This is a genomic window from Limnohabitans lacus (assembly GCF_030053395.1).
Taxonomy (GTDB): Bacteria; Pseudomonadota; Gammaproteobacteria; order Burkholderiales; family Burkholderiaceae_C; genus Limnohabitans_A; species Limnohabitans_A lacus.
This window is the reverse complement of the sequence record NZ_JASGBH010000013.1, coordinates 1-15352: the sequence shown is the minus strand read 5'-3', so window position 1 is coordinate 15352 and position 15352 is coordinate 1. Positions and strand designations below refer to the sequence as shown.

Here is a 15352-nt window from a genome sequence, read left to right as displayed (position 1 = left end):
CATCGAGAGGGCACTGTCAAAGACAGTGCCTATGTCGTTGATTACAGCTTAGCGCCTTGCATGAAGCTGTCGAAACGCGCTTCGGTGAAGCGGAACCACAGGTTGGACTCGGCACGGAACTTGGAATAGTCTTCGTAGACTTTTTTCCAGTTGGGGTTTTTGGCCGACAACTCGCTGTACAGCGCCATGGACTCTTTGAAGGCCGCATCCATCACAGGCTTGGGGAAGGCAACCAGTTTGGCTTTGTTGGCCACAAGTTGCTTCAAAGCACCAGGGTTACGGGCATCGTACTTGGCTTGCATTTCGGTGTGGGCGTAGGCAGCTGCACATTCCACAATGGCTTTGTACTCGGGCGACAGGCTGTCATAAGCTTTTTGGTTGATGTACAAGTCCAGCTGAGGACCACCTTCCCACCAGCCTGGGTAGTGGTAGAAAGGCGCCACTTTGAAGAAGCCCAGCTTCTGGTCGTCGTATGGACCCACCCACTCGGCGGCATCGATCGTGCCTTTTTCCAGCGCTTGGTAAATCTCGCCGCCAGGAATGTTTTGGGGCACACCGCCCAAACGCTCAATCACTTTGCCAGCAAAACCGCCCACGCGGAATTTCAAGCCTTTGTAATCGTTGACGGTCTTGATTTCCTTGCGGAACCAACCACCCATTTGGGCGCCTGTGTTGCCCATGGGGAAGCTCATGATGTCGTACTGCTTGTAGAACTCACGCATCAGCTTCAAGCCGTTGCCGTCATACATCCAAGCAGACATTTGGCGGCTGTTCAGACCAAAAGGAATGGCGCAACCCAAGGCGAAAGTTTCGTCTTTGCCGAAGTAGTAGTAAGGCGCTGTGTGGCCCATTTCCACGGTGCCGTTCTTGACAGCATCCACCAAGCCGGGTGTTGGCACCAATTCGCCTGCAGCGTGCACAGAAATTTCAAACTTGCCACCGGACAGTTCTTTGACTTTCTTTGCGAAAGTTTCGGCCGCACCGTAAATGGTGTCCAGTGCCTTGGGGAAGGCAGAAGTGAGGCGCCAACGCAGGTTGGCCTGAGCGTGGACAAGCGCAGGTGCAGCACCGGCAGCCAACACACCGGCCAAGCCAGCGTTTTTGATAATGGAACGACGATCCATGGAGTAACTCCTGTTGAAGATTGCAAACAAGCCCCGAAAACCACGGGTGGTTTCGAGTCAGCGGCTATTGTAGGAACTCCAAACAGGCCAACCCGTTGGGGATTACCCTCTCGAATCTGTCAAAACCCCCATCAATGCGAGCTTGCAGCCCAAGCTGAAACGAATTCAAAAGGTTTGAAATCGTTTCACAAGGCAAAGCGCTGGCGGATGGACGCTTCGATGCCCGCCGCGTCCAGCCCCTGAGCGGCCAGCAGTTGGGCGTGGTCGCCGTGCTCGATGAACACATCGGGCAAGCCCAGTTGCAAAACCGGCCGCACCAAGCCCAGCTGCTGCAAGGCCTCGGTCACGGCGCTGCCTGCGCCGCCCATGATGCTGCCTTCTTCGAGCGTGACCAGTTGGGGGTGGTCTTGGGCCACCTGCGCCAGCAGCTCGGTGTCCAGCGGTTTGACCCAACGCATGTTGACCACCGTGGCGTTCAGGGCCTCGGCGGCCTTCAAAGCAGGCGCCAGCAAAGAACCAAAAGCCAAGATGGCGATGCCTTGGCCTTGTCGGCGGATTTCGGCTTTGCCCAAAGGCAGAGGGTTCAGGTCGGCATCGGGCACAGCGCCCACGCCCGCACCCCGTGGGTAACGCACCGCCACCGGGTGGTTTTGCGCATAAGCCGTGCTCAGCAGCTGGCGGCACTCGCGCTCGTCGGCGGGGCAAGCCAGGCTCATGTTGGGGATGCAGCGAATGAAAGCGATGTCGTAGGCGCCTGCGTGTGTGGCGCCATCGGCACCCACAAGTCCTGCGCGGTCGATGGCAAACACCACCGGCAGGTTTTGCAAAGCCACATCGTGGATCAGCTGGTCATAGGCCCGCTGCAAGAAGGTCGAGTAAATCGCCACCACCGGCTTGAGGCCTTCGCAGGCCATGCCTGCCGCAAACGTGACGGCATGCTGCTCGGCAATGCCCGCGTCGTAATAGCGATCGGGAAAGCGGCGGTGGAACTCCACCATGCCCGAGCCCTCGCGCATGGCGGGCGTGATGCCCACCAAGCGCTGGTCTTGCTGCGCCATGTCGCACAGCCACTGGCCAAACACCTGCGTGAAAGTGGTTTTGGCGGGGGTGGTCGATGGCACCAGACCCACCGCAGGGTCGAACTTGCCGGGCCCGTGGTAGGCCACCGGATCGGCCTCGGCCAGCTTGTAGCCTTGGCCTTTTTTGGTCACCACATGCAAGAACTGCGGACCGTCCAGGTGCTTGATGTTTTCCAGCGTCGGGATCAGCGACTCCAGATCGTGCCCATCGATGGGGCCGATGTAGTTGAAGCCAAATTTCTCAAACAAGGTGGCCGGCACCACCATGCCCTTGGCGTGTTCTTCGAGGCGCTTGGCCAGCTCGAACAAGGGCGGTGCGTTCTTGAGCACGTTCTTGCCCACATTTTTGGCGGCCGAATAAAACTTGCCGCTCATCAGCTGCGCCAGGTAGCGGTTCAAAGCGCCCACCGGCGGGCTGATCGACATGTCGTTGTCGTTCAGGATCACCAGCAGCTTGCACTCTTCGACGCCCGCGTTGTTGAGCGCTTCAAAAGCCATGCCGGCGGTCATCGCGCCGTCGCCAATCACAGCGATCGAATGGCGTGACTCGCCCTTTTGCCGCGCAGCCAGCGCCATGCCCAGCGCCGCCGAAATGCTGGTGGACGAGTGGCCCACACCAAAGGTGTCGTATTCGCTCTCGTCGCGGCGCGGAAAGCCCGACAAACCGTTGAGCTGGCGCAGCGTGGGCATGCGCTCGCGGCGGCCCGTCAAAATTTTGTGCGGATAGGTCTGGTGCCCCACGTCCCACACGATGCGGTCTTCGGGCGTGTTGAACACGTAATGCAGCGCCAGCGTCAGCTCCACCGTGCCCAGGTTCGAGCTCAGGTGGCCGCCGGTTTTGGACACGTTGTCGAGCACGCATGCGCGCAGCTCGTTGGCCACGGTGGGCAAATCGCTGCGCGGAATCTGGCGCAAATCGGCCGGTGACTGGATGGCGTGGAGAAATTCGCTCATGGCTTCAATGGGTGCGTTGCACCACCATGTCGCACAGGGCGCGCAAAGCGGCCAGGCGTTCAGTGGGCAAATCGGTGTCTTGCAAAGCTTGCGCGGCTTGCGCCGCCAGCTCGTCGGCCAGGCGCTGTGCGGGCGCCAGGCCCATCAGCGCCACATAAGTGGGTTTGTCGGCAGCGGCGTCTTTGCCCGCCGTCTTGCCCAGGGTGGCCGAGTCGGCCGTCACGTCCAAGATGTCGTCGACCACTTGAAACGCCAGGCCCATGGCCTCGCCAAACTGCTGCAAGGCTGCATGCGCCGTGGCCAACACCGCCGCGCCGCAGGCCGCGCCCATCTGCACGCTGCACAGCAGCAAGGCCCCGGTTTTGAGGCGGTGCATCTGGCGCAGCTGCGCCTCGGTCAAGCGGTGGCCCACGCTGGCCAGATCGATCGCCTGGCCGCCGGCCATGCCCTGGTAGCCCGAAGCACGGGCGAGCAAACCCACACAGGCGGCTTGCACCTGAGGGCTCACGCTGCCGTCTTGTGGGGTGAGAAGTTCAAACGCCAGGGTCTGCAAAGCATCGCCCGCCAGCAAGGCCTGGGCCTCACCAAACTGCACATGCACCGTGGGCTTGCCCCGGCGCAGCACGTCGTTGTCCATGCAGGGCATGTCGTCGTGCACCAATGAGTAAGCATGGATCAGCTCGATGGCGCAGGCTGCGCGCAAGGCCGCGGCCATGTCGCCGCCCACCGCCTCGGCCGTGGCCAGCACCAGCAAGGGGCGCAGGCGTTTGCCGCCGTCCAGCACGGCGTAGCGCATGGCCTCGCCCAAATCGGCCGGTGAAGGCTGGGCAATGCCCTCGGCCAGGGCCACTTCCACACGCGCCAGATGCGGCTGCATCCAGGCTTTCAAGTCAAATGAGCCGCTCATGCGCCAGTCCAGGGTTTGAGTTGGCCGTTGTCCAGCACCTTGATTTGGTCTTCCACCGCCTGCAGCTTGTCGCGGCAAAAGCCCAGCAAGCTGGCCCCGCGCTGGTAGCCCGTGAGCAACTGGTCCAAGGGCATTTGGCCCGACTCGAGCTGCGCCACCAGTTGCTCCAGCTCCGACAATGCCGCCTCGTAAGTGGCCGGCAGGGCCTGGGCAGCGTCAGAAGTCTCGGGTTTGGAAGCCTTGGGCATGGGGTGTCCGCAAAAAAGACCGATTTTAGGCGCTTCCCCTGAGCCAAACTGACAGCCATGCCTGCATCAAGGACAAATCAGCCCCGCATGTGCTGATGCACCGCTGCGGGGCAAGCCATGGCCCAGCGGGTACAATCGCCGGTTCCCCGGCAGGCCTGTTCCTGCCGTTTTTTGCGCCCCGATCTTCGGATTTGGCGCTTTGTCCCTGCCCCTTCATAGGGGGAGTCTCTAGGTCAGGTCACCCATGTCTGATTTAAGTCTTCAACTGCAGCAGGCCGCAAGCCAACTACCAGTTTCCACTTATTTCGATGAGGCGCTGTTCCAGCGCGAATTGAAAACGCTCTTCCAGCAAGGCCCCCGCTACGTGGGCCACCAGCTGTCGGTGCCCCACCCGGGCGACTACTACGCCCTGCCCCACGAGGGCGAAGGCCGCGCCTTGGTGCGCAACGCCCAAGGCGGGGTCGAGCTCGTCTCCAACGTCTGCCGCCACCGCCAAGCCGTCATGCTCAATGGCCGTGGCAACTTGCAAACCCAACAAAAAGGCAGCGCCGGTGGCAACATCGTCTGCCCCCTGCACCGCTGGACCTACTCGCCCAAGGGCGAGTTGCTGGGCGCACCGCATTTCTCGCACGACCCCTGCCTGAACCTCAACAACTACAAGCTGCAAGAGTGGAACGGCCTGCTGTTTGAAGACAATGGCCGCGACATCGCCGCCGATTTGGCCGGTATGGGCCCGCGCAGCCAGCTGGACTTTTCGGGCTACGCGCTTGACCGCGTCGAGCTGCACGAGTGCAACTACAACTGGAAGACCTTCATCGAGGTCTATCTGGAGGACTACCACGTCGGCCCTTTCCACCCGGGGCTGGGCCAGTTCGTGACGTGTGACGACCTGAGCTGGGAGTTCAAAGAGCACTACTCGGTGCAGACCGTGGGCGTGTCGGGTGGCTTTGGCAAGCCCGGCTCCGACACCTACAAAACATGGCACGAGGTGCTGCTGAAATACCGCAACGGCCAACTGCCCGAGCGGGGCGCGATTTGGCTGACCTATTACCCGCACATCATGGTCGAGTGGTACCCGCATGTGCTGACGGTCTCGACCCTGCACCCAATCAGCCCGAACAAGACCCTCAACATGGTCGAGTTCTACTACCCCGAAGAAATCGTCGCGTTTGAGCGCGAGTTCGTCGAAGCCCAGCAAGCGGCCTACATGGAAACGTGCATCGAGGACGACGAGATCGCCGAGCGCATGGACGCGGGCCGCAAAGCCCTGCTGGCGCGGGGCGACAACGAAGTGGGTCCCTACCAAAGCCCCATGGAAGACGGCATGCAACACTTCCACGAGTGGTACCGCCGTCAAATGAACACCCTCTGAGCGCAAGGCCACGATGCAAGCTTCCTGGATGATCCTTGCGTCGCTGTTTTTTGCGACCATGAGTGTCTGCATCAAATTCGCGTCTGGCCACTTCCACACCTTTGAGCTGGTCTTTTACCGGGGCCTGATCGGCATGGTCATCATGGCCAGCCTGTGCCGCGCACAAGGCGTGTCCATCCGCACGCCCGTGCCGCTGATGCATGTTTGGCGCTCCATCATTGGCGTGATGTCCTTGTCGGCCTGGTTCTACGCCATCGCCCACCTGCCCCTGGCCACCGCCATGACGCTCAACTACATGAGCGGCGTTTGGGTGGCGGCCTTTTTGGTGGGCGGCACCTTGGTCATGGGCCGCTTGCAAGACGCCAGCCGCCAAGGCCCTGTGGTGCTCACGGTGCTCTCGGGCTTTGCCGGTGTGATCATGATCTTGCGACCCACCATCGAGCAAAACCAGCTGTTTGCCGGTGTCATCGGCTTGCTCTCGGGCCTGGGCGCGGCGCTGGCCTACATGCAAGTGGCAGCCCTCGGCCGCATGGGCGAGCCCGAGTCGCGCACCGTGTTTTATTTCTCAATCGGCACCACCATTGTGGGTGGCACGGCCATGCTGTTCACCGGCGCCAGCGAATGGGTCTGGCCCCAAGTGCTGTGGCTCTTGCCCATTGGCCTCTTGGCCGCGCTGGGCCAGCTGTGCATGACCAAGGCCTACACCCGAGGCGCCACCATGCTGGTGGCCAATTTGCAATACTCGGGCATCGTGTTTGCGGCGCTGTATGGCCTGCTTTTGTTTGGCGATGTGATCCCGCTGATCGGCTGGGCCGGCATGGCCCTGATCATCGCCAGCGGCATCGCCGCCACCGCCTTGCGCAAACGCGCCCTGCCCCAAGCCCCCGCCGAAGAACACTGACACAGGAGCCACCATGCACCCCTTGCTCATCACCGCCGCCCAACTGCAAGCCTTGAAGCAGTCTGGCCAAAACGTGGTCGTTTTCGACTGCAGCTCGGACCTTATGAAGCCCGAAATGGCCGACAGCATGTTTGAAACAGAGCACATGGCCGGCGCCCTGCAAGCGCACCTGGACCGCAACCTCAGCGCCCACCACGACGCAGACGCCGTCAATGGCGGCCGCCACCCATTGCCCGCCCGCGAAAAAGTGGCCGCCTGGCTGGGCAGCCAAGGCGTGGGCAACGCCACCCAAGTGGTGGTGTACGACCGCCAAGCCGGCAACTACTGCGGCCGTTTGTGGTGGATGCTCAAATGGCTGGGGCACGACGCCGTGGCCGTGCTCGACGGCGGCCTGCAAGCCTGGAAAGCCGCTGGCGGCGCTGTCGCGTCAGGCGCCGCAGCCCAACCCACTGCAACAAGCTTTGAAGTGCGCCCCGCGCTGCGCGAACTGGTCTTCACCGACAAAGTGGTGGCCGACTTGGGCCGCCCCGCGCAAACCGTGGTCGATGCCCGAGGCGCACCGCGCTACCGTGGCGAAGTCGAGCCCTTGGACCCGATTGCAGGCCACATTCCCGGCGCACTCAACCGCCCCTTCACCGACAACTTCACCCCCGAAGGCTTCTTCAAAAGCCCCGAAGCCCTCAAGGCCGAGTGGGACCAAGTCTTGGCAGGCCGCAGCGCCAGCACCGTGGTGCACCACTGCGGCAGCGGCGTCAGCGCCGTGCCCAACCTGATCGCCATGGAACTGGCCGGCTACGGCCCCACAGCCCTGTATGCCGGCAGCTGGAGCGAATGGAGCCGCACCGCAGGCCTGCCCTGCGCCAAGGGCTGATCAACCGGTGTGGGCCAGGTGGCTCACGGCCATGACCATGGCCATGCCGCCGATGAGCCAGATGATTTGAGACACGGTCTCTTGGGCGCTCAGGCGTTTTTGGAGTTGGGGGATCAAGTCGGCCAGCGCCACATAGATGAAGCTGCTGCTGGCCACCACCAAGAAGTAGGGCAAGGCGCCGTGCAAGGCGTCGACCAGCACATAGCCCACCGCGCCACCCAGCGCCGTGATGGCGCCCGCCATCGACACCTTGACGACCGCTGCGCGGCGGTTGCTGCTGCCCTGACGCAAGACGACCAAGTCGCCCATGTGGTGCGGCACCTCGTGCGCCAGCACGGCCAGTGAGGCAATCACGCCCAGCTGCAAGTCGGCCATGAAGGCCGAGGCGATCAAGATGCCGTCGCCAAAGCAATGCACGCTGTCACCGGCCAACACCGCCCAATGCCCAGCGGTGCGCTCGCCATGCGCGTGGTGATGGTGCGCATGGTGGTCGTGACCTGCATGGTCCGCACCCGCATGGCCATGATCGTGGTGCCCATGGTGATGCTCATGCCCGTGGTGCCACAGCTCGGCCTTGTCGAGCAAAAAGAAAAAAACCAAGCCCAAAAGCAAAGTCAAAAACAAAGCCTGTGGGGGCACGCCCGCCTCGAAGGCCTCGGGCAAGAGATGCAAGAACGCGGTGGCCAGCAAAGCGCCCGCCGCCAGGCTGAGCATGTGCTGGGTGTAGCGGCTGATCACGCCAAAGCTCAGCCACGCGGCCAGCCAGACGCTGCCAATACCCGCCACCAGGGTCCCGATCAAAATTGCCAAAAGAGTCATTTTTCCATCCGCGGTGTTTGCACCACCGCCAAAACAAACCGCCCCGAAGGGCGGTTTTTCATGTGTTCATCAGGCCACGCCTTGACGCTTGAGCCAGGCCAGCAAGCGCTGCCAACCGTCCTCGGCCGCCGCCTGGCGGAAGCTGGGCCGGTAGTCGGCATGAAAAGCGTGCGGGGCCTCAGGATAAACCACAAACTCGCTTGCCTTGCCAGCCGCTGAGCTCTTGGCCAGTTCGGCTTTCATCTTATCAACACTGTCAAGGGGGATGCCCGTGTCGGCCGCGCCATACAGGCCCAGCACCGGCGCCTTGATTTGCGCGGCCAGCGCCACAGGGTGCTGTGGCGTCTGGGGTGTGGCAGCGCCCACCAAGCGGCCATACCAGGCCACGCCCGCCTTGAGCTTGGGCTGGTGCGCGGCATACAGCCAAGTGATGCGGCCACCCCAGCAAAAACCGGTGATCGCCAGCTTGTCGGTGTTGCCACCGTTGGCAGCGGCCCAGGCCACGGTGGCGTCCAGGTCGCCCATCACCTGCGCGTCGGGCACCTTGGCAATGATTTCGGACTGCAACTTGGCGATCTCGCCGTATTCGCTCGGGTCGCCCTGGCGCACAAACAGCTCGGGGGCAATGGCCATGTAACCGGCCTGCGCCAAGCGGCGCGTGACATCGGCGATGTACTCGTGCACGCCAAAGATTTCGGAGATCACCAACACCACCGGCAAGTTGGTCTTGCCCGCAGGCGCACTGCGGTAAGCGGGCATCTTGAAGCCATTCACATCGATGGTCACCTCGCCCGAGACCAGGCCGGTCGAAGGCGTCTTGATCGCGGTTTGCGCCATCACCGTGCCCGCCGCAGCGGCGTAACCCACACCCACTCCGGCCCCCAGCGCCAGCTGCAAAGCCTGACGGCGCGTGCTGCCCTCGAACGCGTTCTTGCCCAGCAAAGCCTGGGCATCTTCAATCAGATCGTGGTTCACAAAGGTCTCCTTGAGGTGTTTTTGAAACGGCGATCTTTGCACAAATGGTCACTTGAAGTGCAAGTCGCTGATGCTTGATGCCTGCCGGCCCTAGGGAAATGGCTTGCTGGGAAAGCAAAACTCCAGGTTCAAGAAAAGCAAAAGCCCGCTTTCGCGGGCTATTGTCGGCTACCAAATTGGGTAACCTCGTAGGCTATGCCTTGGTGCAAATTCTATACATGGCATTTCATCGATCTTACAAACAGATCACAACCCACCATATCAGGGCTCAAATTCAAGGACTCCCAAACCCATACCGTGCAAACACCGCCTGAGCGCTTGGCGCAAGCAAAGCGTCGGCGAAGGCTTGTGCCGCCGGGTGGGCGCCACGGCGCACGGTGAGGCCGTAGTCTGCAGACACCTGCAAATGGGTTGGCACCGACACGATCTTCAAGCGCGGCACCTCTTGTTGTGCCGCCACGGCATTGGTGCAATAGGTCAGAAAGACATCGGCCTGCCCCTGGTCCATGACCCACGCATAAGTGCCGCGACCAGCGGGTGGTTTGGGCGATGTGGGGCCACCGGTCAACTGCAATGCCTTGCGGTCCAGCGCGGCGTAAGCGCCCGCGCTCAATGCATCGGCCCGGCGAAACAACGCCCAAGCATAGTCACCGGCCGGGTCGGCCTTGGGGGTGCTGGCGCCCACACGCACGGCCGGATCGAGCAAAGCGCCCAGCAAACGCTCGGGCGTCAAGTTGAGGTTGGCTTGGGTGAGCGCGCACAGCTGATTGCGCACAAACACGCGGGGCGGGCTCCAGCTGCCGGCGTCAGCCAGCTTTTGCGGATGCCCCATGTCGGCCGAGGCGAACACTTGGGCCGCCTCGCCCTTTTCGATGCGCTCGCGCAGCAGGCCAGAGGCCGCAAAAGACAAGGCCAGTTTTTGCCCGGTGCGGGCCTCGTGCGCGCTGGCAATTTCAGTCATCGCCTCGCGCAAGCTGCCCGCCGCCACCACGGCGATGGGTTCGGGGCTCAAAGGTGTTTGGGGCATGGCGCAGGCGGTGAGCAAACTGGTCGTCAGCAAAGCAGTGGTGGTCAATCGCATGGTGATCTCGCAGGCTCAAAAAGGTCAAAAGGATAAAACCGATGCTACCCAGCCCCGGGGCCTGTGCCATACGTGAAGACACGGTAGGAAATGCTTTGCATAGAGGCAGCTGCTGCACCCTTGGGGCCTGTATGAGCCAGGCCACACCCCATACCGTTACACCTCCAGCACTCATCCCGCCAGAAAACCGAATACTTTCAGTTACGATCCCAGCTCATTTTGTGAGTACCAAATGGGTCTTAATTGGAACGGAATCAAATCCAGGGCATTGCTTTTCAGCAAAACCTGGGCCGACGCCTGCAACGAGGACAGCCAAGCCAAGCCCTTTTGGATCGATTTCTTTGAAATCTTTGGCATCACCAACAAACGCGTCGCCACCTTTGAGCTGAACGTCAAAAAGCTCGGCGGCGCGCAAGGCTTTGTGGACCTGTTTTGGCCCGGTGTGCTGTTGGTGGAGCACAAGTCGCGCGGCAAAAGCCTGGACGACGCGGTGGACCAAGCCATTGGCTACCTGCACAACCTGCCCGAGCGCGACCTGCCCCAGCTGGTGGTGGTGTGCGACTTTGCCCGCTTTCGGGTGCGGCGCCTGGCCACCGGCGAGACGGTGGAGTTTGAACTCAAGCACCTGCACAAACACGTCAAGCTCTTTGGCCTGCTGGCGGGCTACAAGGTGCAAGACATTCGTTCGGAAGACCCGGTCAACATCAAGGCCGCCGAACGCATGGGCCGCCTGCACGACGCCCTGAAAGCCAGTGGCTACAGCGGCCACGCGCTCGAGGTGCTGCTGGTGCGCCTGCTGTTTTGTTTGTTTGCCGACGACACCGGCATCTTTCAGCCCGCGCAATCGTTCAGAGACTTTGTGGAAGAACGCACCGCGCCCGACGGCTCGGACCTGGGGCCGCGCCTGGGGCAACTGTTTCAGGTGCTCAACACGCACGAGAGCCAGCGCAGCAAAAACATCGACGAACAGCTGGGCCAGTTTGCGTACATCAACGGCCGCCTGTTTGAAGAAACCCTGCCCATGGCCGACTTCAGCACCGCCATGCGCGAAGCCCTGCTGGACGCCTGCGCGCTCGACTGGTCGGCCATCAGCCCGGCGATTTTTGGCAGCCTGTTCCAAAGCATCATGGACGAGAAGGCCCGCCGCAACCTGGGTGCGCACTACACGTCTGAGGCCAACATCCTCAAGCTCATCAAGCCGCTGTTTCTGGACGAACTGCACGCCGAATTTGAACGCGTGAAGGGCCACCGCAACAAGCTGTTTGAGTTTCACAAAAAGCTGCGACAACTGACGTTTTTTGACCCAGCCTGTGGGTGCGGCAACTTCTTGGTGATCAGCTACCGCGAACTGCGCGAGCTGGAGCTGAAAGTGCTGCGGGCCGACCACGAACTGAGCGCCCACAAAGGCCAGCTGACGGTGGACGTGCATGGCCTGATTGGCGTGAACGTGGACCAATTCTTTGGCATCGAGATCGAAGAGTTTCCGGCACAAATTGCCCAAGTGGCCCTGTGGCTGGTGGACCACCAAATGAACCTGCGCGTGAGCGTGGAGTTTGGCCTGTACTTTGCCCGCATCCCGCTCAAAAGCACACCACAAATACGCCACGCCAACGCGCTGCAGCTGGACTGGAACGATGTGCTGCCAGCGGAGCGGTGCAGTTATGTGTTGGGCAATCCGCCGTTTTTGGGATACAGCTACCAAAGCAAAGACCAAAAAGCAGACCTCGCAGCCGTGATGCAAGGCATCCACGGCGCGGGTGTTTTGGACTTTGTATGTGGCTGGTACATCTTGGCAGGAAGGTATTGCCAAGGGAATCAAACGCATGCTGCATTTGTCTCGACCAACAGCATCACTCAAGGCGAACACGTGGCCGTGCTTTGGGGCGAGATGCAACGCCTGGGCATGCATATCCACTTTGCCCACCGCACGTTTCAGTGGAGCAATGAGGCAAAAGGCAACGCTGCTGTGCATTGCGTGATTGTGGGTTTCGGTCACGAAAACCAAGTCGTCAAAACCATTTACGAATACGAAGACATCAAGGGACTTCCGCTTGCCGTCCCGGTAAAAAACATCAATCCGTACCTGATAGACGCACCCACCGTTTTTCTACCCAAGCGCAGAGAACCTATTTGCAATGTTCCACAAATGACGAAAGGCAGCCAACCCACCGATGGCGGGAATTTGCTGTTGGAAGATGCAGAAAAAACAGAGCTGTTGGTGGTGGAGCCTCAAGCCGACAAATGGATTCGCCCTTTTTTGGGTGCAGACGAGTTCATCAACAACATCCAACGCTGGTGCCTGTGGCTAGTGGACTGCCCACCCAACGAACTGCGCAGCATGCCAGAGGTAATGAAACGCATCCAAGCCGTAAAAGCAATGCGGAAGTCCAGCACGAAATTGGCAACCATCGAGTTGAGTGAAACACCTGCAATTTTTGGAGAAATTAGACAACCGGCGGAGGGTAATTATTTGTTGATCCCGCTTCATAGCTCTGAAGCTCGAACATACGTACCCATTGGATTTTGTGATGCCTCAATTGTTTGCGGCAATGCCAATGCAATGATTCCAAATGCGGGACTTTTCCATTTTGGCGTCATGACCAGCGCCATGCACAACGCTTTCATGCGTTTCACATGCGGACGCCTTGAAAGTCGATACCGCTACTCCAATACCATCGTCTACAACAACTACCCCTGGCCCGGCTTCTCTGGCGAGCCACTCAGCGACAAACACCGCACCGCCATCGAACAAGCCGCCCAATGCGTCCTCGACGCCCGCGCCCAATTTGCAAGCTCGTCACTGGCCGACCTCTACGACCCGCTGACCATGCCTCCGGCCCTGCTCAAGGCCCACCAAAAACTAGACACCGCCGTAGACGCCGCCTACCAACCCAGCGGCGGCAAAAAGAACTACGCCTCCGACGCCGAACGCGTGGCCTTCCTGTTCGATCTGTACCAGCGCATCACCAGCTTGCTGCCTGCGCTGGCCTCCAAGAAAAAACAAAAACCTAAATCTGCAGAAAGTTGACAGCGATGCCCAGCAAATTAATTCCGTATCGTCATCAAAATGTCCTTTTACCGGAAGTTACCCCTTCGCTAAAAATCAGGACATGTAATCGAATGCTGTATTCACAACATTTTTTGCAGTTAAGCAAAGATCGATTCAGAGTCCGCTCCCGACCTAAGAAGCCCTGGTTCCGACTGGTCAAAGTTAATGCGCAAAAAGTGCATGCATCAGGTAGCACGAAGTCAAAAAAATGCGTAGACCTATGATGAAACCATTAGAACCTATAGCGGATGCACTAGAGGCATTTTTCGAGGCGTCGAGTGAGCCAATACTGTTCACTGGCGCTGGGGTTTCGATGCTCGCCGGTCTACCAGATTGGAAGGGGCTCCTATCGCAGATGGCTGAGTCGATCCGAGCAACTGACGCACTAACAGCAAACCAGATGCTGCAATACATTGCCAAAGGCGACCTAACCAAAGCCGCAGACTATTTTTGGCTGACCGGTGAAGTGCTTGAGGGGAATAAGAATGTAACTCTCAAGAAGTTGCTCGGCACTTACGACAGCAAGCCGCTCGTGCCGCTCGCTTCGTTACCGTTCAAGGGCGCGCTCACGACCAACTTTGACCGCTCCATACTCGAGGCCATCGTGAACGCGAAGAAGCAGCCACCGAGAGACTACAAGCTTGGTGACACGACCTTTTCGGCTGCGGTCTGGGAAACTGAGTTGTACGTTGCGAGAATTCACGGCTGCATTGAGGCCCCGAAGTCGATGGTGCTCTCAGAAAGCCAGTTCAACCAATTGCTCGAGAGCACGCCATACATTGAACTGTTAACCCAAATCTTCCTTCATAAGCAAGTTCTTTTTCTTGGGTTTTCCTTTTACGACCCTGCGATTAAGTACGTACTTGAACAAATTGATAAACGATTCGGCCCAGGTGCACCCGGGCGACATTTAGCCATCCTTCCCGAGACAAACGCGTCCGAGCTAATTCAAAAAGCACATCGCCTCAACATCACGGTTGTGAAATACGACACTGCTGATAACCATCGTGCGCTCTGGGATGGAGTTGCGACCTACGCGAAATCCCTAACCAAGACACCCGCCAGAACCGTAGTTGCAGCAGCGCATCCATACGCAGCAACGAAACAGTATCTGGCCGCCTGCTATGCGCGAGTGAGCGTGGCGTCGGAGCACACGCCACTTCGAGAGATTGTCATAGAAGGGGTGCTCTCCGCCTCCTTGCAAGAGAGTCATCCGAAGTCACTTGGCCTAGCTGACCTCCACGAGCAAGTCAGGAAAGCTCTCGGTGTTAGGGGAAAGGAAGTCAACCAGCTTGTCGATAGAGCGCTGAAGGCGCTTATCAGCGCAGATCTGGTCAGGAAGAACAAAAACCAAGAAGTCAAGGGTGCTCGCTTCGGTTGGATTGGGGAGCCAGAGGTTGCCTCGACGCTAAACGATGCAATCGAGACGCTGAAGACAAGTGTCTGTAATCGCGCACACGTGCAAGAGGGCTGGAAACCTACCGCGCACGTGGCCGATGTAATCGGGATGTTTCTTCGCGAGGTGATTCACCGACGCGGATGGGACCTAGGTGCCGCCTTCGCCGCTGGTAAAGCGCCTGATAACTTAGCCTTCCGTCCCGTGCTTATGGAGGTGGGCAGCAAGCTTACGGCGTTTGACAGAGAAAGAGTTGAACGTACCCTCGAAAGCCTGTTCCAACGGCCTACAGTGCAAGAAGCGGCTTTGCTTGGCGAATTGGGGCGAATTAGCTTCGCGGTTGAACTAGCGTTTCAAGCACCGCGAACGACCTTGCTGCACAAAGCAACATTGCCCCAAAAGCTCTACTTCGACGCAAACCTTTTAATGCCAGCGTTTGTTGAAGGACACCCTTGACCTGCCCCCTCTGAGCCATACCAAACCGATGGAACTGAGTCCGCTAATTTTGGAGAATGGCGGATATGAAGACCACACGATTTACCGACGAGCAGATCATCGGATTCCTCAAGCAAGCTG

At 59.7% G+C, this 15352-nt stretch carries 12 protein-coding genes; 5 read left to right on the top strand and 7 right to left on the bottom strand.

Features of this window, described 5'->3' with window-relative positions:
• Nucleotides 1-41: 41 nt before the first annotated feature.
• The 4 genes from QLQ16_RS14760 to QLQ16_RS14745 all read right to left on the bottom strand — a co-directional run bounded on the left by QLQ16_RS14760 (nucleotide 42) and on the right by QLQ16_RS14745 (nucleotide 4312).
• A complete protein-coding gene (locus QLQ16_RS14760; protein ID WP_283225436.1) occupies nucleotides 42-1124 on the bottom strand; it encodes a TRAP transporter substrate-binding protein in 1083 nt (360 codons plus the stop codon).
• A 185-nt stretch (nucleotides 1125-1309) separates the two neighbouring features.
• Nucleotides 1310-3157, bottom strand: a complete 1848-nt coding sequence (gene dxs, locus QLQ16_RS14755) for a 1-deoxy-D-xylulose-5-phosphate synthase (protein ID WP_283225435.1) — start codon at nucleotides 3155-3157, stop codon at nucleotides 1310-1312.
• Between the two features lie 4 nt (nucleotides 3158-3161).
• Entirely contained in the window at nucleotides 3162-4064 is a 903-nt protein-coding gene (locus tag QLQ16_RS14750; protein WP_283225434.1) for a polyprenyl synthetase family protein, read from the bottom strand.
• Nucleotides 4061-4312: an exodeoxyribonuclease VII small subunit gene (locus QLQ16_RS14745; protein ID WP_283225433.1), complete on the bottom strand. Its 252-nt coding sequence runs from the start codon at nucleotides 4310-4312 to the stop codon at nucleotides 4061-4063. The genes QLQ16_RS14750 and QLQ16_RS14745 overlap by 4 nt, the downstream gene beginning before the upstream one ends.
• A gap of 244 nt (nucleotides 4313-4556) precedes the next feature.
• On the opposite strand from QLQ16_RS14745, the gene QLQ16_RS14740 reads away from it, so the two are divergent.
• The 3 genes from QLQ16_RS14740 to QLQ16_RS14730 are packed head-to-tail and all read left to right on the top strand — an operon-like array spanning nucleotide 4557 to nucleotide 7456.
• Nucleotides 4557-5684 carry an aromatic ring-hydroxylating oxygenase subunit alpha gene (locus QLQ16_RS14740; protein WP_283225432.1) on the top strand — a complete coding sequence of 376 codons (1128 nt, stop codon included), beginning with the start codon at nucleotides 4557-4559 and terminating at the stop codon, nucleotides 5682-5684.
• A gap of 13 nt (nucleotides 5685-5697) precedes the next feature.
• Entirely contained in the window at nucleotides 5698-6585 is an 888-nt protein-coding gene (locus QLQ16_RS14735; protein WP_283225431.1) for a DMT family transporter, read from the top strand.
• 13 nt (nucleotides 6586-6598) lie between these two features.
• Nucleotides 6599-7456 carry a sulfurtransferase gene (locus QLQ16_RS14730; RefSeq protein ID WP_283225430.1) on the top strand — a complete coding sequence of 286 codons (858 nt, stop codon included), beginning with the start codon at nucleotides 6599-6601 and terminating at the stop codon, nucleotides 7454-7456.
• On the opposite strand, the gene QLQ16_RS14725 is transcribed toward QLQ16_RS14730, so the two are convergent.
• The 3 genes from QLQ16_RS14725 to QLQ16_RS14715 form a co-directional block, all read right to left on the bottom strand.
• A complete protein-coding gene (locus QLQ16_RS14725; RefSeq protein WP_283225429.1) occupies nucleotides 7457-8275 on the bottom strand; it encodes a ZIP family metal transporter in 819 nt (272 codons plus the stop codon).
• A gap of 69 nt (nucleotides 8276-8344) precedes the next feature.
• Nucleotides 8345-9250 (bottom strand): dienelactone hydrolase family protein, encoded by a 906-nt coding sequence (locus QLQ16_RS14720; protein WP_283225428.1) that lies wholly within the window; start codon nucleotides 9248-9250, stop codon nucleotides 8345-8347.
• A gap of 274 nt (nucleotides 9251-9524) precedes the next feature.
• Nucleotides 9525-10331 (bottom strand): molybdate ABC transporter substrate-binding protein, encoded by an 807-nt coding sequence (locus QLQ16_RS14715; protein WP_283225427.1) that lies wholly within the window; start codon nucleotides 10329-10331, stop codon nucleotides 9525-9527.
• A 268-nt stretch (nucleotides 10332-10599) separates the two neighbouring features.
• Here QLQ16_RS14715 and QLQ16_RS14710 point away from each other — a divergent pair, with 268 nt between their 5' ends.
• Together QLQ16_RS14710 and QLQ16_RS14705 are read left to right on the top strand one after the other, a co-directional pair.
• Nucleotides 10600-13359, top strand: coding sequence for a DNA methyltransferase (locus tag QLQ16_RS14710; RefSeq protein WP_283225426.1), 2760 nt, complete (start codon nucleotides 10600-10602; stop codon nucleotides 13357-13359).
• A gap of 244 nt (nucleotides 13360-13603) precedes the next feature.
• Nucleotides 13604-15232 (top strand): SIR2 family protein, encoded by a 1629-nt coding sequence (locus QLQ16_RS14705; protein ID WP_283225425.1) that lies wholly within the window; start codon nucleotides 13604-13606, stop codon nucleotides 15230-15232.
• Nucleotides 15233-15352: the final 120 nt, after the last annotated feature.